Source organism: Gemmatimonas sp. (assembly GCF_027531815.1).
GTDB lineage: Bacteria > Gemmatimonadota > Gemmatimonadetes > Gemmatimonadales > Gemmatimonadaceae > Gemmatimonas.
This window is the reverse complement of sequence record NZ_JAPZSK010000002.1, coordinates 162,463-181,107: the sequence shown is the minus strand read 5'-3', so window position 1 is coordinate 181,107 and position 18,645 is coordinate 162,463. Positions and strand designations below refer to the sequence as shown.

General features: G+C 72.3%; 16 protein-coding genes. 9 read left to right on the top strand and 7 right to left on the bottom strand.

Annotated features, from left to right (window positions below):
- Window position 1 precedes the first annotated feature (1 nt).
- Genes O9271_RS02010 through O9271_RS01995 form a run of 4 tightly spaced genes read left to right on the top strand, consistent with a single transcriptional unit; the run spans window position 2 to window position 4,890 of the window.
- On the top strand, window positions 2-1,216 hold the full coding sequence (locus O9271_RS02010) for a sarcosine oxidase subunit beta family protein (protein WP_298265694.1): 1,215 nt from the start codon (window positions 2-4) through the stop codon (window positions 1,214-1,216).
- A gap of 1 nt (window position 1,217) precedes the next feature.
- On the top strand, window positions 1,218-1,487 hold the full coding sequence (locus O9271_RS02005) for a sarcosine oxidase subunit delta (protein WP_298265692.1): 270 nt from the start codon (window positions 1,218-1,220) through the stop codon (window positions 1,485-1,487).
- Window positions 1,400-4,318 carry a 2Fe-2S iron-sulfur cluster-binding protein gene (locus O9271_RS02000; protein WP_343213858.1) on the top strand — a complete coding sequence of 973 codons (2,919 nt, stop codon included), beginning with the start codon at window positions 1,400-1,402 and terminating at the stop codon, window positions 4,316-4,318. The genes O9271_RS02005 and O9271_RS02000 overlap by 88 nt, the downstream gene beginning before the upstream one ends.
- The gene (locus O9271_RS01995) at window positions 4,315-4,890 is read left to right on the top strand and encodes a sarcosine oxidase subunit gamma family protein (protein ID WP_298265688.1); all 576 of its coding nucleotides are present in this window, start codon (window positions 4,315-4,317) and stop codon (window positions 4,888-4,890) included. Before O9271_RS02000 ends, O9271_RS01995 begins: the two co-directional genes overlap by 4 nt.
- A 63-nt stretch (window positions 4,891-4,953) precedes the next feature.
- Here the strand turns inward: O9271_RS01995 and O9271_RS01990 are convergent, their stop codons facing one another.
- From O9271_RS01990 to O9271_RS01970, 5 genes are all read right to left on the bottom strand, one after another.
- Window positions 4,954-6,198 carry an MFS transporter gene (locus tag O9271_RS01990; protein WP_298265686.1) on the bottom strand — a complete coding sequence of 415 codons (1,245 nt, stop codon included), beginning with the start codon at window positions 6,196-6,198 and terminating at the stop codon, window positions 4,954-4,956.
- A 92-nt stretch (window positions 6,199-6,290) separates the two neighbouring features.
- Window positions 6,291-8,741 (bottom strand): prolyl oligopeptidase family serine peptidase, encoded by a 2,451-nt coding sequence (locus O9271_RS01985; protein WP_298265684.1) that lies wholly within the window; start codon window positions 8,739-8,741, stop codon window positions 6,291-6,293.
- A 114-nt stretch (window positions 8,742-8,855) separates the two neighbouring features.
- Window positions 8,856-9,587, bottom strand: coding sequence for a hypothetical protein (locus O9271_RS01980; protein WP_298265683.1), 732 nt, complete (start codon window positions 9,585-9,587; stop codon window positions 8,856-8,858).
- Window positions 9,588-9,721: 134 nt separating this feature from the next.
- On the bottom strand, window positions 9,722-10,117 hold the full coding sequence (locus O9271_RS01975) for a hypothetical protein (protein WP_298265681.1): 396 nt from the start codon (window positions 10,115-10,117) through the stop codon (window positions 9,722-9,724).
- A gap of 4 nt (window positions 10,118-10,121) precedes the next feature.
- Window positions 10,122-10,694 (bottom strand): TetR/AcrR family transcriptional regulator, encoded by a 573-nt coding sequence (locus O9271_RS01970; protein WP_298265679.1) that lies wholly within the window; start codon window positions 10,692-10,694, stop codon window positions 10,122-10,124.
- Window positions 10,695-10,800: 106 nt separating this feature from the next.
- On the opposite strand from O9271_RS01970, the gene O9271_RS01965 reads away from it, so the two are divergent.
- From O9271_RS01965 to O9271_RS01950, 4 genes are all read left to right on the top strand, one after another.
- Window positions 10,801-11,367: a DUF2147 domain-containing protein gene (locus O9271_RS01965; RefSeq protein WP_298265677.1), complete on the top strand. Its 567-nt coding sequence runs from the start codon at window positions 10,801-10,803 to the stop codon at window positions 11,365-11,367.
- Window positions 11,364-12,194, top strand: a complete 831-nt coding sequence (locus O9271_RS01960; RefSeq protein WP_298265675.1) for an SDR family NAD(P)-dependent oxidoreductase — start codon at window positions 11,364-11,366, stop codon at window positions 12,192-12,194. Before O9271_RS01965 ends, O9271_RS01960 begins: the two co-directional genes overlap by 4 nt.
- Window positions 12,191-12,610, top strand: a complete 420-nt coding sequence (locus O9271_RS01955; protein WP_298265673.1) for a hypothetical protein — start codon at window positions 12,191-12,193, stop codon at window positions 12,608-12,610. Before O9271_RS01960 ends, O9271_RS01955 begins: the two co-directional genes overlap by 4 nt.
- A gap of 412 nt (window positions 12,611-13,022) precedes the next feature.
- On the top strand, window positions 13,023-14,459 hold the full coding sequence (locus tag O9271_RS01950; protein ID WP_298265671.1) for a cytochrome c peroxidase: 1,437 nt from the start codon (window positions 13,023-13,025) through the stop codon (window positions 14,457-14,459).
- Between the two features lie 64 nt (window positions 14,460-14,523).
- Here the strand turns inward: O9271_RS01950 and O9271_RS01945 are convergent, their stop codons facing one another.
- On the bottom strand, window positions 14,524-15,012 hold the full coding sequence (locus O9271_RS01945; protein WP_298265669.1) for a hypothetical protein: 489 nt from the start codon (window positions 15,010-15,012) through the stop codon (window positions 14,524-14,526).
- A 227-nt stretch (window positions 15,013-15,239) separates the two neighbouring features.
- On the opposite strand from O9271_RS01945, the gene O9271_RS01940 reads away from it, so the two are divergent.
- Window positions 15,240-17,627 (top strand): ShlB/FhaC/HecB family hemolysin secretion/activation protein, encoded by a 2,388-nt coding sequence (locus O9271_RS01940; RefSeq protein ID WP_298265667.1) that lies wholly within the window; start codon window positions 15,240-15,242, stop codon window positions 17,625-17,627.
- Window positions 17,628-17,667: 40 nt separating this feature from the next.
- Here the strand turns inward: O9271_RS01940 and O9271_RS01935 are convergent, their stop codons facing one another.
- Window positions 17,668-18,486, bottom strand: coding sequence for a hypothetical protein (locus O9271_RS01935; protein WP_298265665.1), 819 nt, complete (start codon window positions 18,484-18,486; stop codon window positions 17,668-17,670).
- Window positions 18,487-18,645: the final 159 nt, after the last annotated feature.

Below are 18,645 nucleotides of genomic sequence, written 5' to 3'. Positions count from 1 at the left end.
CGTGGAACACGCCTTTCGCAATCCGCCTGTCCTGTGGCGTCACCCCGAACCCCGCGCCCAGTACGACATCGTGGTGGTGGGCGGCGGGCTGCACGGGCTCTCCACCGCCTACCATCTCGCGCGTGAGCACGGCCTCACCAACGTGGCCGTGGTGGAGCGCGGCTGGCTGGGCAACGGCAACGCGGTGCGCAACACCACGATCATCCGCTCCAATTACCTGCGCGAGGAGAGCATGCCGCTCTACGAGTTTTGCGTGCGCCGGTGGGAGCGATGGCCGGAGGAGCTGGGCCCGGAGATCCTCTTCGACCAGCGCTCGCTGCTGACCCTTGCACACTCGCAGGCGGAAGCGGCGGCGGCGCAGCGCGTGGTGTACGCGAATCGCATGGCCGGCATCGACGCCGACTGGGTCACGCGGGAGGACCTGCCCCGTCTCTGCCCCATCCTCGATATCTCCGACGCGCCGCGCTATCCGGTCTACGGCGCGGCGCTGCAGCCGCGCGGCGGGATTGCGCGTCACGATGCGGTGGTCTTCCACCTTGCGCGCGCCTGCGATGCGGCGGGGGTGCACCTCCTGCAGGGGTGCGAGGTCACCGGGTTCGTGCGCAGCGGCAACCGCATCACCGGCGTGCGGACCACACGCGGCGACATTGGCGCTGGCCGCGTCGGGCTCGTGAGCGCGGGGCGCACCCCGCTCCTGGCCCGTCTCGCCGGCATCGAGGTGCCCGTGCAGAGCTACCCGCTGCAGGCGCTCGTCTCGGATATTCACGAGCCGTTCCTGCCCTGCGTGGCGCTCTCGGGGCGTCTGCACATGTACGTGAGCCAGGCACACAAGGGGGAGCTGGTCATGGGCGCCGCGCGCGATCCCTATCGGTCGTACGCACAGCGCGGCTCGTCGCACATTCTCGAACAGCAACTCCAGGCGGCCATGGAGCTGTACCCGATCATGGCGCGCGCGCACCTGCTGCGCGTGTGGGCGGGAACGGTGGATGTCTCCCCCGACGCCGCCCCCATCATCGGCGCCACGCCGCGTGACGGACTCTTCCTCAATTGCGGCTGGGGGACCGGTGGCTTCAAGGCCACGCCCGGCTCGGGGGTGGTCTTCGCGCACACACTCGCCACGGGCACGCCGCACCCGTTGAGTGCCGCCTTCGGTCTCGAACGCTTCACCACCGGCGCCCTCGTGGACGAGCACGGCGCCGCAGGAGTGGCACACTGAGATGTTGCGCATTCCCTGCCCCCACTGTGGCCCGCGCGACGAAGTGGAGTTCCGTCACGCGGGCTCCGGCGTGCCTCTCCCCGAGCACGCCACCGACGAGGAGTGGGCACGCGTGCTGTACCTGCGCGACACCCCGCTGGGCCCGCTGACCGAGCAGTGGGTGCACGTGCACGGCTGTCGGCAATGGCTTCACGTGGTGCGCGATACCCGCACACACGCGATCGTGGCGACGCGGCCGGTGAGCGCGCCGCCGGCGGAGCCGACCTCGTGAAGCGCCTCGCTACGGGTGGACTCGGCATCGACCGCACCCGGCCGCTCGCGTTCACCTGGAACGGCACACGACTCAGCGGCTTCGCCGGCGACACGCTGGCATCGGCGCTGCTCGGAGCCGGGGTGCGGGTGCTCGGCACGAGCGTGTCGGCGGGGCGCCCGCGCGGCATCATGAGCGCGGGGCTCGAGGAAGCCACCGGTTTCGCCCAGGTGGCGAGGGCGCCGGTGGAGGAGCCGCTGGTGCGCACCACGGCGCTGCCGTTGTACGAGGGGCTGTCGGCCCAGGGTCGCATCGTGAAGGGGACGCTGGTCCCCGCACGTGACCCCTCCCGCTTCGACTGGCGGTACGCCCACTGCGACCTGCTGGTGGTGGGCGCCGGGCCAGCGGGACTGGCGGCGGCCCTGGAAGGCGCGCGCGCCGGCGCGCGGGTCCTTCTCGCCGACTGCGCGCCGGTGGTGGGCGGCGCGTTGCGGCGCGAGGCGCGTCGTATCGATGGCGCTCCCGCCGAGGCGTGGCTGGCGGCCGTCGAACACGAACTGCGCGCCGCGCCCGACGTCACGGTGCTCACCGGTACCACCGCCGTCATGCCCCTCGACCAAAACGGCATGTGGCTGGCCCAGCGCGTGGGGGGCGCCCTCCCCGAGGCGGCGCGCGGCGCGCTACCCGAGCAGCGGCTCTGGCAAGTGCGCGCGCAGGCCATCGTGCTGGCCACCGGCACGCTGGAGCGCCCGCTGGTGTTCCCCGACAACGATCGCCCCGGCATCATGCTGGCGGGCGCCGCGCGCCACTACCTGCGGCAGCATGCGCTCGCCCCCGCGCGCGGCGTGCTGTTCACCGCGCACGATGATGCCTATCGCACGGCGCTGGCGTGGCACGAGGCCGGCGTGTCGGTCGCCGCTGTCGTGGACATGCGCCCTCCCGGCACCAGTCCGCTGCGGTCCGCGGTGCGTGCGGCGGGCGTCCGCGTGCTCGACAAGGCCCAGGTGGTGGGCACCGACGCCGACGCGTACGGCACCCTGTGCGCTGTTCACGTACAGACCGGCGACACCACACTCACGCTCGAGACCGACCTGCTTGCCACCTCCGCCGGCGTGGATCCCAACCTGCACCTGCATCTGCATCTGGGTGGCACGAGTACGTACGACGAACGGTTGGGCACGGCCGTGCCGTCCGCGCCGCTCCCCGGGCAATGGCTCGCCGGCGCCGTGACTGGTCGATTGACACTCGCGGATGCGCTCGCCCAGGGAGCGACCGCGGCGCGCGCGGCGTTGGGGCTGGATGGCGAGGCCGCCGCCCCAACGACCGACGACGTGGACGAGGACCCGCCTGGACTGACGTGGCAGGTGCCCGCCCCCGATGGCGACGAGTCGCGCAGCTTCGTGGACTTGCATCGCGATGCGACCGTGGCCGGCATCGTGCGCGCGGTGGATGCCGGCGCCACGCATGTGGAGCACGTGAAGCGCTACACGCTCGTCGGGACCGGCGTGGAGCAGGGACGCGCCGCGAAGGTGCTGGCGGCCGCGCTGGTGGCCGCGCGCGCTGGACACGCGGCCGCCGTGGTGGGCACATCGGGGAGCCGGCCACCGGTGGAGCCGATCCCCTTTCACCTGGTGGCCGGCCGCGCGCAGGGCACGCGGTTCGACCCCGTGCGCACCACCGCCCTGCATGCGGAACACGAGGCGCTGGGCGCCGTCTTCGAACCGGCGGGGCAATGGCTGCGCGCGTCGCGCTATCCGCGCGAAGGCGAATCGATCGACGACACCGTGCGGCGCGAGGTGCGCGCGGCGCGCACCGGCGTGGCCCTGGCCGATGTCTCCACGTTGGGCAAGCTGGACGTGCGCGGCCCCGATGCCGCCTGGGTGCTGGACCAGCTCTATGTCACCCCGCTGGCGTCGCTCCCCGAGGGGAAGGCGCGCTACGCGGTCCTCTGTCATCTCGACGGGTCCATTCTGGACGATGGCGTGGTCATGCGCACCGGCGCGCACCGGTACTTCGTGACCACGTCCACCGGGCACGCCGCCGCGGTGGCCGAGTGGATGGAGGAGTGGTTGCAGACGGAGTGGCCCGACAAGCGCTGCTGGGTGACCCCCGTCACCGAACAGTTCACCACCGTCGCCGTGGTCGGACCCGCCTCGCGCACGCTGCTCGCGCATGTCGCCCCGGGCCTGGCGGTGGACCGTGACGCGTTCCCGTTTCTTGCGGTGCGCACCGCCACGGTGGCCGGCATCGCAAACGCGCAGGTGGCGCGCGTCTCCTTCTCGGGCGAGCTGGCCTACGAAGTGAGCGTCCCGTGGCACGACGGGCCCGCCCTCTGGCGGGCGCTGCTGGCCGCGGGCGCGCCACTGGGGGTGACGCCGTATGGCCTCGACGCACTACAGGTGCTGCGCATCGAAAAGGGGTACCTCATTGTGGGGCAGGACACCGAGGCACTTACCACACCGCACGACGCGGGGCTCGGGTGGATGGTGCCCGCGCGCAAAACGTTTGTGGGGCGCCGCTCACTGGAACGTGTCGCACCGCGGGCGGGCGGGCGGGCGCAGCTGGTGGGCTTCCGCGCCAACGACCCGCAGCTGGTGATTCCCGAAGGCGTCGCCCTCACCAGCGCGCTGGGGGCCCCGCCAATGCCCATCGACGGGCATGTGTCCAGCAGTCGCTACAGTCCCACGCTGGCGTGTGCCCTCGGGCTCGCGCTGGTGCGCGACGGACGCGCGCGGCTGGGCGAGGTGCTGCACGCCCCGCTCCTCGACGGGCGGGTGGCATCGGTGACCCTGGTGGACCCGGTGCATTACGATCCCGAGGGGGCGCGGCGGGATGGCGCAGATCACCAATGAGTGACCGTATCCCCGTCGATCCGGCGCTCCGGGCCCGCATGGCGGCGGTGTCGTCGCCGGCCGCCACGCTGCGGGCGTTGCCGTTGACCCTGCTGATCAGTGTGCGCGCCCGTGGAGGCGCCTGCTCTCGCGTGGCTGCCGCGCTCGCGGTGGAGGCGCTGCCTGGTCACGGCCCCATGGTGTCGTCACCGGCGGGGCGCGTGACGTGGCTCCGGCCCGACGAGTGGCTGGTGGAAGCACCAACCGCGTCGCGTGACGCGCTGCTGACCGCGCTGTCGCAGGCCGTGGGCGACGGGACACCGGATACCGACGGCGCCGTGGTGGAGCTGTCGGCCAGCCGGCATGTCCTGGAGCTGTCGGGCCCGCGCGCACGCGACCTGTTGGCGGCCGTGTGCACGCTGGACCTGCACCCGCGCACCTTCCCCGTGGGGCACGCCACCCAGACGCTGCTCGCGCGCGCACCGGTGCTGCTGCAGCTGGTCGATGCCACCCCCACGTGGCGCCTGCTGGTACGCCCGTCGTTCGTATCGTACGTGGTCGAGTGGCTGGCAGACGCGATGGAGGGGGCATAGCCCCAGCTGTGGGGTGCTGACCCCTGGGCGCAGCCGAACCCGCCCGCCGCGTGCGACGGCGACTCAGGTCGAGCGCATGCGTTCGTCCCGTCCCGTGGAGGCGAAGAGGGCGGCGGCCACGAGCGCCACCGCCGCCCAGAAGGCCAGCATGGCGAACCACCCCCAGGCGTCCTTCATCAGCGGCACCAGCCAGATGGAGAGGATGCCCCCCACGTTCCCCATGAGATTGAGGACGCCGGTGGCGGCCCCTTCCCCTTCACGCCCCAGTGCCGCCGCCGTGGTCCAGAAGGGCGCTTCACAGCTGATCAGGCACGCCGCCGACAGACTGAGCGCGACGATGGCCAACGTGGGGGTGGGAATCCACGCCCCCGTGAGGACCAGCAGGGACGCGAGGGTGAGCCCGCTGATGGCCACCCGACGGCGCGCGGTGGCCAGCCCGACCTGCCGGGCCAGCCGGTCGGCCAGCATGCCGGCGAGGGGGGCCGCGACGGTGGCCAGCAGATACGGCAGACTGGCCCACACGCCAGTCTCGAGCAGCGTGAAGCCGCGCGCCTCGATGAGGTAGCGGAAGAACCAGAAGAAGAACACGTACAGCACGGCCGAGTGCAGGAGATACGCGGCGCACAGCCGTCGGAGCGCTGGATTCTGCAGGAGTCGCCCTGTCTGCTGCCAGAGCGACGGGGCGTGGTCCGTGGCCGTGACGCCCAACGGAATGACCCGGTCCCGTGGGGCAAGCAGGTACCACACGCCCGCCGCTCCCATGCCGACCGCGGCGCTGACGAGGAACACCGCCCGCCAGCCGGCCTTCGCCATGAGCGGCGTGAGGGTCAGCGGGGCCAGCGCAGCCCCCAGCGTGGAGGCCGCCAGATAGATCGCGCTGGCGGCGGTGCGACCGCCCTCGGGGACGTGGCGCGCCACGGCCACGGCCGACACCGGGTAGGTGGCCGCCTGCGACGCACCAAGCAACAGCCGGGCGGCAAAGAGCCCCGTGAATGCCACCATACCCGACCCCACGACTGCGCCCGACGCCAGCGACGCCACGGCCCAGCCCACCCCCGCCACCGCCAACACCAGCCGCGCCCCGTGGCGATCGCCCATGGCGCCGCCGGGGACTTGCCCAATCGTGTAGGCCAGTTGGAATCCCCACGCGGAGATCACCCCCATCTGCACCATGGTGAGCCCCAGCTCCGGGGCCATGTACTCCTGCGCGATGGCGATGTTGGTGCGCAGCGCGTAGGCCACGAGCCCCATGAGGGCCAGCAACCAGACGACGCGGCGCGAGGACGGCGGGGAATCGGAGGCGGGCATTGGCGCAGGGAAGAGGGGAAACCGCGCGGGCAGGCCGCGCAGATCACGCCGGCGAGAATACGGCACGGGCCGCCGCTGCGCCACGCACCCGGCTACATCGCCGTCTTCGACTTCTTCAAATAGCGGTCGAGCCACGCCGCCATCTCGGCCAGCGTGTGCCCCACACTCTCGCGCGCGAGGTAGCCGTGCGATTCAGCGGGGAGTTGCACATAGCGCACGGTGGCCCCGTTCCCCTTGAGCGCCTGGTACATGCGCTCGCTCTGCATGGGGAACGTGCCGGTGTTGTTGTCGGCCATGCCGTGAATGAGCAGGATCGGATCCTTGATCCGGTTGGCATACGTGAACGGCGACATGCGCTCGTACAGCTCTGGCGCCTCCCAGTACGAACGCTCCTCGCCCTGGAAGCCAAACGGCGTGAGGGTACGATTGTAGGCCCCGCTGCGCGCGATGCCGGCCTTGAACAGCCGCGTGTGCGCCAGCAGGTTGGCCGTCATGAAGGCGCCGTAGGAGTGTCCGCCCACGGCGATGCGATCACGATCGGCCACCCCCATGGCCACGAGCGTATCCACGGCGGCCTGCGCACTCGCGGTGAGCTGCTCCACGTACGTGTCGTTGGGCTCCTTTCCGTCGAAGGCCACGATCGGCATCGTCGGATCGTCCATCACGCCGTACCCCTGGGTCAGCATGAACAAGTGCGACATCCCGGCGGGACGCGTGAAGCGATAGGGCGACCCCGTGACCTGCGAGGCCGCCTCGGCGGAACGGAATTCGAGGGGGTACGCCCACAGCAGGAATGGCAACGCCCCGTCCTTTGCCTTGTCGTAGCCCGGCGGGAGGTGCACGGTGGCCGACAGCTGCACGCCATCCTTGCGCTTGTACGTGATGCGCTGGCTCGTGACGCCGGCGAACTGCGGCGCCGGATCGGTGAACGCCGTGAGCGCGCGCGGCGCCCCCTTCCGCCCGAGTTCGCGCACGAAGTAGTTGGGCGGCTCCGACTTGGACTCCCGCCGCGTGACCACGCGCGTGCCGGTCGCGTCCAGCACGCTGGTCACCTGCTCGAAGTACGGCGCCGCACTGCGGAAGAGGCGCGTGGATTGCCCGTTGGCGAGCTCATACCGATCGAGGAACGGTTGGTCGCCCGCGGGGCTGGCCCCGGGTCCGGTCAGGAAGGCGTGGCGTCCGTCCGGTGTGGTGAGCAGTCGCACCCGGCCACGCGCATCGCGGGTGGTGAGGAACTCACCGGGATCGCCGTACCGGTCTTCGCTGCTGCGCTCCCACAGCTGGCGCGGCGCGGCCGCACCCGACGGGTCAATGAGCCAGGTGCGGGTCCGGCGCGTACGCGCGTCGAGCTCGCGAGCGATCGCCCGGGTCGGCGAGTCCCACGTGATGCTGGTCGCGCGGTATTCCGTCTCCACCAGCGTCGTCGCTCCGCTCGCGAAGGGCGCCGGCAGCAGCAGCACGCGGTCCCGCTTCGCGACCTTCGCGGCGGGATCGCCGCCATCGAGGGCCTCGATCCACGCGAGGGTCGCGTCGGCGTCGCTGCGCCACCCGATGGTACGTGGCCCGGTGAGCGCTGAGCCGCCACCCCACGGGACCCGTTCGATGAGCGGGCGGTCGGCCACGGTCTTCACCACCCGACCGTCCACGGCCCACACGTCGGTGCGGGTGGGGAAGTACTCCAGGGGCACCGTGTACGAAAACGGGCGCGAGACGGTGCTCACCAGCAGGAAGCGCCCGTCGGGCGACGGATCGACGCCGGTGCGCATGGCCGGTGGGCCGAGGGGCGTCACCGTTCCGTCGAGCGCAACGAGGGCCAGCTGGCTCGTGGCGAAGTGCTCGAAGACCCGCTCGTCGTACGGACTCTTGAGCAGATCCTGATAGGTCGCGGCCCGTTCGGCCCGACCACTCAGCGCTTCCTGCACGATGGGGCCATCGGGCGTGGTGGGCGCCTGCGGTTGCGCCCCGCGACTGATCGGCACGAAGGTGCACGCCAGCCGCTCCCCGCTCACCCACGTGCAGGGCCGGCCGAGGACCGCATTGAGCCGCTGCCCGGTCACGCGCGTGGCGTTCGCCGTCGCGACGTCGGCGGTCCACAGCGTGATCGTCGAGTCAGCCGTCATGGTGAACGCGAGGCGCCGGCCGTCTGGCGACCACATCACGTCGCCCATCGTCGCGCCCGCCGGGAGGGGCATGGCGATGGGGCGCGCCGCTCCACCGGCGACCGACTGCAGGGCCAGCCCCGTGTAACCGGTGCCGCGCGAGGGGCCACTGGTCGCCGGGTCGAACCGTCGTCCGGCGAGGCGGTACTCGACGCCCGCGACCGTGCGGATGGAGGGAAGGCCCGGCCACGACAACACGGCCAGCGTGGTGCGGTCGGGACTCAACAGCACGGCTGGGGTGGCCGGCTGATCCAGAATCTGCGAGATCGGCGCGGGCGGCTGCTGATATTGGGCGAGAGCAAGCGCGGGCCACACCAGCAATCCGGCGACACCGCCACCGGCGGTCACGCGAAGGAGGCGGCTGAGCAAGACGAGAGAGGACATGGCGGCATCCGTCCTGGAGAGGGAAACGCGACCGTTCACGGCCGAAGCACCACCGGCCTCGCCGCGCCCTATCATAACTCGGCGTGGCGCCCCGTGGCGGTACCTGTAGCGGCGTCAGTTCACGGCTTGGGTGATGACGACCGTCGCGTCCGGCGCACCGGCCGCCCGTCCGCGCACGGTGAAGGTGTAGCTCCCTGCGGCCGTGCGGGCGGGGATGCTGATGGTCACCGATGCCGTGGTCGCCCCGGTCGGGACCGTCGTCGGGGCCACCGCGATGGTCCAGCCGGCCGGCGCGTTCAGCACCGTGAGATCCACCGGCGCCGAATAGCCGGTGCTGCGCGTGATCGTGACGACGCTCGAGGTGCCGGCGACCGTGGCCAGGCCCGCGATCGCCGCGGTTGGCACGGTGGCCGCAAGCCCGAGGGTCGCCGGCGGCAGGACGGTCAGCGGAATGGTGGCGCTCCCGGCGGTGGCCGTGGCGCTTGTCGCTCGGACCGTGACCGGGAACTGTCCGGCCGTCGCGCCGGCCGCCACCGTGAAGGTGAGGGTACTGGTGGTCTGACTTGCCGCGAGCACTGCGGGGGCGAAGGCCGCAGTGACGCCTGCCGGAAGCGCTGCCGCGTCGAGGGTGACGGTGCCCGCCGACGGGGCGCTGCGGCTCACGGTCACGGTCGCCTGCCCGGTCCCGCCGGGAAGCACGGACAGCGTGGCTGGGGCGGCCTGGACCGTGACAACGGGGGGTGGCGCTGCGGGGTCGTCGGAACAGCCGGCGGCGAGCAGCGCGAGGGCGGCACCGAGCGGGGCGATGGGGGAGGCGATACGCCGGAAGGCTACGGGGAGGGGCATGGGTGGAGACCGGTCTCGAGCGCTTGGTGAACAGGGGTGGGCGACCAGACGTGGCGCGCGCGCCCATCATCCTCGCGGTGGAAACGCGTCGGCGCAATGCCGTGGCGCCGTCGCGACCGCGCCGCCGAAGGTGTTTACCGGGACGCTGGCCCGGCGCCGCGGCGGCGCAGGAGGCGGAGCAAGAGGACAGCGATGCCCAGAAACAGACCGAACAGGGCCGGCAGCCCCATGCTCATCGCCGCCCAGTACAGCGCTTCGCGCGCGTATTGACCGAAACCGAGGCACGGTTGGGTCTCGCCCAACCAGCCGCCGCACTGTCCGTTGTACGCGGGGAGCCAGGCCGTCACCACGAGGAGGTACGCCAGCGCGGCCGGTGCGATGAGCCGCACCAGCAGGGCGGACCAGCGGCGCCATCCGCCCCCCGGTGCGAGGCGGGCGCGCCAAACGGCTACGGAGGGGCCGAGGAGGAGCAGGACCGCCGTCGCGAGGACACCCAACATCGTCAGGGAGTCGGCGGGAGTGAGGGTCACCGGTTCACCGTGCGAGGAAGAGCGTCAGCACGTCGTCCACGTGGCGTCCCCGGGCGACGCCTTGCCCGAGTTCCGCCGCCAGCGGCCCGTCGAGCAACAAGGTGGCCAGTCCGTGAACGAGCGACCAATGCATGGAGAGCAGCGCGTCCTTTCGTGAGCGGCTGGCCCGTGGCCCGGCGAGGTCGCCCACGAGGCGCTCAAGCACGGCAAAGGCTCGGCCGCCCGCGGCGTCGGCCGCCGGAAAGCGCGCAGGGTCCGAGAGTTCGGGGCGGAACATGAGCCGGAAGTACACCGGCTGCTCGAGGGCGAAGTCCACGTAGGCGCGCCCCACGCGCCGCATCCGCTGGGCGGGGGGGCCCGTGCGCTCCGCCGCCTCCATCCGTTCAGCGAGCAAGGTGAAGCCGCGCTCGACCAGCGCCGCGACGATGGAGGCCTTGTCCGCGAAGTGGTGGTAGGGCGCCTGGTGGCTCACGCCGGCGCGCCGGGCGACCTCGCGCATGGACAGGCCGGTCAGCCCGGCGTCGTCGATCAACTGCACGCTGGCGTCGAGGACGCGCTGCTTGAGGTCGGCGGTCATCTCGAAGCATGCCGAGGGGGCTTGACATTGTCAACCCTGCGAAGTAGACATTGTCACATGACACTGTCAGGTGACGTTGTCTACCTTCCACTTCGAGGCTCTCGCCATGCGCCGTACCGTCTTCCGCCTGCTCCCGCGCCTGTTCCCGCGCCTGTTCCCGCGCCTGTTCCCGCGCCTGCTCCCGCGCCTGCTCCCGCGCCTGCTCCCGCGCCTGCTCCCGCGCCTGTTCGTCGCCACGCTCGCCGCGGCCCCCGCCGCCCTGCTCGCCGCCCTGTCCGCCCCACTGCACGCCCAGGCCTCCGCCACCCCCGTGGGCACCTGGCACACGGTCGATGAAGACACGGGCAAGCCGCGCGGCATCGTCGAGATCGTCGAGCGCAACGGCGTCCTGACTGGCATCATCCGCGGCTCCCTCGTGCCGGGGGAACCCGAGAGCCTCTGCGACAAGTGCCCCGGTGACCGGCGCAACCAGCCAGTCACCGGCCTCGAAATCATTCGCAACGTACGCCGCGCCGGCGACACGTGGGGCGGCGGCGAACTCCTCGATCCCGACAACGGCAAGACGTATCGCATTAAGCTCACCCCGAGCCCGGACGGCCGTACCCTGCAGGTCCGCGGCTTCATCGGCATCTCCCTGCTCGGCCGCACCCAGACCTGGCGGCGCGCACCATGAGCCCCCGCCATCCGCGCCCTCGCGTCGCCCTGCTGACCGGCGCGTCGTCGGGCATTGGCGAAGCACTCGCCGCTGCGCTGGCCGCCCAGGGCACGCACGTCCTGCTCACGGCGCGTTCGGTGCCGCGCCTCGAGGCCCTGCGCGGCCGCATCGAGGCGGCCGGCGGCCGCGCCACGGTGGTGCCGGCCGACCTCGCGGCCCCAGGGGCGGCCCGACGCCTGTTCGACGACGTCGAGCGCCTCGCCCTGCCGGTGGACCTGCTGGTGAACAACGCGGGCTTCGGGTTCCACGGGGGCTTCGAGACCGAGGCCCCCGCCCACGTGAGCGACATGCTCCAGGTGAATGTCGTGGCGCTCACGGAGCTGACCCACCAGTTCGTCCCCGCCCTGCTCGCCCGTCGGGGCACGGTGCTCAACATCGCGTCGACGGTGGCCTTTCAGCCGGCCCCGTTCATGGCGGCCTATGGTGCGACCAAGGCGTATGTGCTGTCGCTCTCGGAGGCCCTCTGGGCGGAGTACCACGGGCGCGGGCTGCACGTGGCGGCGCTCTGTCCCGGCCCCGTCGAGACGCCGTTCCTCGATGCGGCCGGACCCGGCGTCCGTTCCACGGCGGTCTTCCGTCGGTTGCTCACCGTCGCCGACGTGGTCGACGCGGCGCTGGCGGCGCTCGAGTCGCGCGGCCCGACGCGGATCGTCGGCCGGCTGAACCAGCTCATGGCGCAGTCGGCCCGCTTCTCGCCCCGTGCTCTCACGGCCCGCATCAGCGCGGCGCTGCTCGCGCCGGTCGGCACCAGGGCCACACAATCCCCAACCGGACGCCTCCCATGACCCTCTCCCGTCCCGCCCGCCTCATGGCGGGCCTCACGCTGCTCACCGTCCCGACCATCGTCTACGGCGGCCTCACCCTGCTGGGCATCGTGACCGGCAGTGCCCACGGATTGCCCCCGGGCTTCGAGCTGACGCCGACGCAGCAGGCGCTGTTCCGCGCAGGGCACGCCCACGCCGGGGTCCTGGTCCTCCTCTCCCTTGTCCTGCAGGGGCTGCTGGACTCGGCGACCCTCCCCGAGGGCGCCCGCTGGGCCGCTCGCGTGCTCGCGGTGGCGGGGGCGGTGCTGCTGTCGGGCGGCTTCTTCGGGCTCGCCTTCCACCCAACCTTCGCATCGCTGTTGTGGCTGGGGGCGGGGTCCCTCGTCACCACGGTGCTGCTCACCGGAGTTGGCTTGCTGCGGCGGGGCGACCCGTAACGGGCGACGAACCGCGCAGCGGCGGCCCTGGCGGTAGCGTGAGCGGGCGGGGTTCCCGTTTCCCCCTGCCCCGTTCGCCATGCGGAGGCCGGGCCAGCCGCCGGCGCCAGCGTGGTGCATGTGCGGAGTGCCGAGGAGGTGCGCGCGGCAGTGAGCTGGCGCCAGACCGGCTGCGCGCGCGTCGGCCACGCCGCAGAGTGCGGAGCCGGCCGGGCGCCGCCCGGGCGTAGTGGGGGACCGGCGCGCTGCCGTGTTTCCCCAAAGACATCGTCGTGAATGCCCCGCTCAGCAGACGCCCCTGCCGCGCGGGTCAGTCGCTCTTGCTGGAGGTCCGGTGCGTCGCTGCTCCAACGCCAACCACTCCGTCCGCACCGCTGCCCCTTGGCGTCGATCCGGCCATCGTTTCGTGCGCATGGAGCTCGGCCCGCTGTGGCGCCCGCTGTGGCGCCCGCTCCTCCTCCTGCTTCCACTGCTGGCGAGCTGCCAGGACGCGGGTGCGCCGTCGGCACCGCCGCGCCCCGCCGACGACCCGGCGGTCCCGCCCGCCGCAACGGCCCCGGTGCGCCAGCGGGCCAACGTCCCGGTGGCCGCCACCGTGGGCATGACCGTCAGCCACGACGTGACGCAGGGCGGCACCACGTTCAGCGGCGGCACCGCGCCTGTCACCTACACCGCGCGGTTCCTGACCGACGCCAACGGGTTGTCCCTGGTCGAAACACGGCTGGTGGGCGCCCCACCGCAGCCGGGGACGATTCGCGCGGCCATCGAGGTGCGCGACGCGCAGGGGCGCACGGCCACGGATACCGTGGTAGTGGTGGCCTTCGCGGCGGGGCTCACCGCGCCCGGCCTCCCGACCACGGCGCTGGCGTATGCCGACGCGCGACTGACATTGCCGGCGCACATCCGCCAGCTGCCGCCAAACGCCCCCGGCACGCTGGTGGGCGACAACACCCCCGCCAACAACCCGATCACCGACGCCGGGGCCACCCTGGGGCGCGTGCTGTTCCACGATCGCCGCCTCTCGGTCAACGACCAGGTGGCCTGTGCCTCCTGCCACCTGCCGGCCTTCGGTTTCTCCGATACGGCGCAGTTCAGCCGCGGCATCTTCGGACGGCGCACGGCACGCCACAGCATGGCGCTCGCCAATGCCCGCATCTATCCCAATGGCCGGTTCTTCTGGGACGAACGGGCGCCAAGCCTTGAAGCGCAGGTGCTGCTCCCCATTCAGGACGACAACGAAATGGGCATGCGGCTGGACGACCTGATCCCCAAGCTGCGGGTGACCCCCTTCTACGGGCCACTCTTCGAGGCCGCTTTCGGCTCGTCCGAGATAACCAGCGACCGGATCGCGCGGGCGTTGGCGCAGTTCGTTCGCGCGCTGGTGCCCACCAATTCCCGGTTCGACCGCGCCGTGCCGGCGGGAGGACTCACCGCGCAGGAGCAGCTGGGGCAGCAGCTGTTCTCCGGGCGGGCCGGGTGCGGGCGCTGCCACGGGCAGGCGACGCATGTGATGGTGGCGCCAGCCAACAATGGTCTGGACGCGCAACCAGCCGACTCCGGCGCAGGACGGGGGCGCTTCAAGTCCCCTTCGTTGCGGAACGTCGCCGTGCGTCCACCGTACATGCACGATGGGCGCTTCCGTACGCTGGAGGAGGTGGTGGCGTTCTACGACAGCGGGGTGCGAGCGGGACCGAATACCGACCAGCGCCTGCTGGGCCCTGGCAGGCAGCCGGTCCGGCTCGGGCTCACCGCCGCCGAGCGTGAGGCGTTGATCGCCTTTCTCCACACGCTCACCGACGAGACCTTCCTCGCCGATCCGCGCTTCGTATCGCCGTTCCCCGGGCGGTAGCGGTCGCCGAGTTTCGCAGACCGCGACGGCATGCCGCGATGGCACACCGTTCCCCCATCTTCGGTCATCGATCGTCATGACTTCGCGCGTCACCGGCCTGTTCGCCACCCTGTTTGCCCTCGCCGATCGTCCAGTAAACGGGAGCAAGCGGGATGGAGCCGAGCAAACCGGTCAGCACGACCAGAACCCAACTCGAAACGCGGGTCGCGCCCAGCAGGCGCGTGATCCCGTGCAGCACGGACGGGAGGACCAGCAGCCCGACCCCAGTTTGCAGCGTCCAGAAGAGCAGCCGCCCGGTGGGCGGCGCGGTGAAGCCCACGTCGGGGGTCAAGGCCATCACGAGCGCGGGAAACACCAATCCCACGACCAGCAGATAGCGCCGGACGCCGCCGGCCTCCGCACCAGATTGTGCCACAGAGGGCTCATTGGCGAGCTCGAGCATCGGCACGACGGCATCCGCGTCGATCGCCTCGCGTACCCAGCGCACGTTGTCGTCCGCACTCGCGGTCACGGTGTTGGCGACGAGCAGCAGCGTGTCGTCGAGCCGCGTCACGACGCTCGCGAACGTGGCCGGCGTGCTGTTGCGGCAGTTGCCGAAGCAGGTGGAGAGGGCTGGGGGCGCCGGCTGCGCGCTGTTCCACGCACGACATGCGCCGAGCCGGTCTTCTCGCGGACGCCGAGGTGGCCCACGGCGCCGGACCACGAGCGACCCGGCCCTTGGGGAGTCGTGGCCACGCGCCCGACGAAACCTGCCCGGCCCCCGAGTCGTAAGGCGGTCGCATGTGGACCACCGCCCTCCTTCTGGTGCTGGCGTCACAGGACGCCGTCACGCAGCCGCCGCGGTTGCGTCACCGTCCGCCCACCGAGGCGGAGCGTGCGTCGGCCTACCCCGATGCGGCAACGCGCTCGTTCGTGGCCCGCGCCCGCGCGGAACGCCTGCGCGTTGATTCCACGCTCAACGCCTACCGTGCCACGTCGTACGAGCGCCTCACCCTGGGGGGGAGCGTGGGGGGCAGTGCGGGCGCCGGCGGGCGCGAGCGGCTCCTCGGGCGCCGGGAAACCGTGGGGCAGGTCAGCTGGTCGCGGCGCGACGGGGCCCACCTGGCCCTGCTGGGGCGTCGGGGGGTGCAGAACAGCCGCGTCGCGCTGCCGAATCCGGTGGGCGATCAGCTCGCGCCAATTCCCTGGTATCCCGGCATGGATGCGCTCTGGCTCCCCTCGCCAACCGGCGCCCCCGCGTCCAGCGGCGGCGAGGCGCAGGCCGATACCACCGACCTCGTGCACCCGCTCGCGGTGGGCAGCGAGAGCTACTACACCTTCGCGCTCGGGGACAGCGCGGTCATCACGCTCCCCGACACCCGCCGTCTCGTGCTGCGCGAACTGCGCACGCGGCCGCGGCAGCCCCGGTGGAATCTGTCGGTCGGCTCCTACTGGTTCGACACCGAACGCGTGCAGCTGGTGCGCGCCGTCTATCGCCTGTCGGTGCCTTACGATGTGTGGACCGAGGTGGACAACACGCTGGTCGCCGGGGAGCAGGGGCCGCCCTGGTACCTCAAGTTCCTGGCGCAGCCGCTCAAGGGTGAGCTGCAGGCGGTCACGCTCGAGTACGGGCTGTACGAAAACCGGTTTTGGCTGCCGCGGGTGCGTCGGGTAGATGGCTCCGTGAAGGCCGGGCCGCTGCAGCTGGCGGTCACCATCGAGCAGGGGTTCCGGTACACCGATGTGAATGCCGTGGCAGACGTGCCCACCATCCCTGCGGCCAATCTCGCGCTGCGGGCCTCGTTCGACTCGCTGGATGGCCTCTGGCGACAGCTCTGGCGTGACCGGCGTGCGCTCCGCACGCGCGACGACACGGCGGCATGGGACGCCCGCCGCGTGATGCTCGACAGTGCCTGGGCACAATACAGCGCCCGCGCGACGGCGCAGCGCAATGCAGACTGTCAGGCAACCGGGGTGCGCTACCTGACCTCGACCCGCCTCGGCACGCGGCTGACCACACGCGTCGCGGTGCCATGCGATTCGGTGAAACTGGCCAACGCGCCGGAGTTCGGGAGTGGGCTCTTTGCCGAGCGTGCGCCGGTGTACGCCAGCACCATGGATGAGGCCACCCGCGAGGCGCTGGGGCTCGATGTGCAGGCGGCCTTCGCCCCCCAGCGGATCACGTGGCATACGGGACTCGAATACCTGCGCTACAACCGGGTGGAGGCGCTCTCGGTGGGGGCGGCGCTGCGCCAGCAGCTGGGTGCCGGGTGGAGCTGGGAGGCCAATGCGCGCGGGTCGCTGGGCGACCAGCAGGTCAACGGCGAACTGCTCGCGACGCGCACCAACGGCGGTGGCGACCTCACGGTGACGGGCTACCGCCGCCTCGTGCAGGCCGACGACTACGGGCTGGCGTTCGGGGCGGCCGCGTCGCTGCAGAGTATCGTGCGCGCGCTCGACGAGCAGTTCTACTACCGCGCGGCGGGGGGCGAGCTCACCCGTCGCTACAGCGGCCGCGGCGCGGGGGCGCTGCGGCTCGAGACGCGCCTTTTCGGCGAATGGCAGGAGGGGGTGGGCACCCAAGCGGCGCTCTCCCTGCCGTGGCTCGTGAACCGGTCGCGCACCTTCGACCGCGGGGTGGGGGACACGCTGCCCCACCTGGCGGGTCGTGCCTTCGGCGGGTCGCTGCGGCTGCTCGCGGCGCGGGGCGCCGAGGAGGAGGGCTGGCGCCTCGGATCGGCGTGGCGTCTGGAGGGGGTGGCCGGGACGTGGCGCTACGTGCGGGCGGCGGCGGACCTGTCGCTGCAGCGGGCGCTGCCCGGCCGGGTGCGGGTCACCACCACCGTAAGCGGCGGCACCAGCTCCGGCGGCCTCCCCACGCACCGACTGTGGAACCTCGGCGGGTGGCAGACCGTGCGAGGGGTGCGCGCCGGCTCGCTGCGCGGCGAGGCGTACTGGATGTCACGCGCCGAGCTCACCTGGGCGCGGACCGGCTGGTGGCAGCCGGGCCTCTTCGCCGACGCCGGCTGGGCCGGCGCGCGCCGCGATCTGTCGCGAAGCGACGGCGCGCGGCTCAGCGTGGGGGGCGGCGTGGGGATGTTCGGTCTCCCCATTCGCCTCGACGCGGCGCGCGCGCTCGAACCGGCCTCCCGGTGGCAGGTCAACCTCTACGCGCCCATCCGCTTCTGAGGCGGCCCGGCGCCACCCGAAGTCGCCGCGAACCCGCCACTCAGCAACCGAGGCGCACGTCGGTACACCGCCGTCCGTCGAACGCCGCCGCCGACCGGAAGCGCGGGCTGAGAACGCTCGCCGCTGAGGTGCCCATGAAGGGCACCGTGGGGCCCAGCAACGCCGCCGTCATCGTCGAATCGCCCTTGAGCCACCGATCGAACCACGCGCGCGTGTACGCGTGGCTGAGCGCGCGCTGCGTCTCGGTGCCGGGGCCGCCCCACCAGAAGTGCGTCGCGTCCCGGAAGACCACCTGCATCGTGGCCACACCGGCGGCGCGCCAGTGCTCGAAGGCCCGCAGTTTGACGTCGGGCGCCTCGCCGGGACACGTCTCCGACGCCTGCCCCAGCGCCGGTACCCGCGGCGTGCGGACCGCCGTGCCGGTGAACGTGCACGCTGGCGACCCCTCGTCCCCCGACTCACGAACGGCCAGGTTGTCCCACGCCACCAGCGCGTCGACCCGCGCGTCCTCCTCCTGCGTGCGCGTCAGGCTTCGCGCGCCGAGCGACCAGCCCGCGACGCCGACTCGGCCCGTGTCGCTGTCTGCGCGATACGGATTGGCCGTGGATAGGAGGAAGTCGATGCCGCTGACGGCCGCCGAGTGGTAGGCCGCCGTGCTGGCGCCCGACGACGGCAGCGTCACCACGACCACGTACCCGCTTGCCGCCAGCCGCTCGGCGGCCCAGCTCACGCTCGTGATATCGGCGCCGCCGCCCGGCAGCAGGGACACGATCGGACAGGGCCCGGTCAGCAGCGCCGGGGCCGGCGCAAACGCCCGCGCCGGGAGTGAAGCCCCGGTGCCGCGTTCGGTGACCGTCACCGCCGCGGAGCGGATCGGGCCCCCCACCCCCCCGCACGCGACGGCACGCGTCGGTGGCGTAGGGCCAGTCGGTCCCGTGGGTCCGGTCGGAGGCTCCGTCAGCCCCGGGGACACGGTGCCACCACATGCCGCCAGCAGGACAGTCCACAGGTGCGTGCG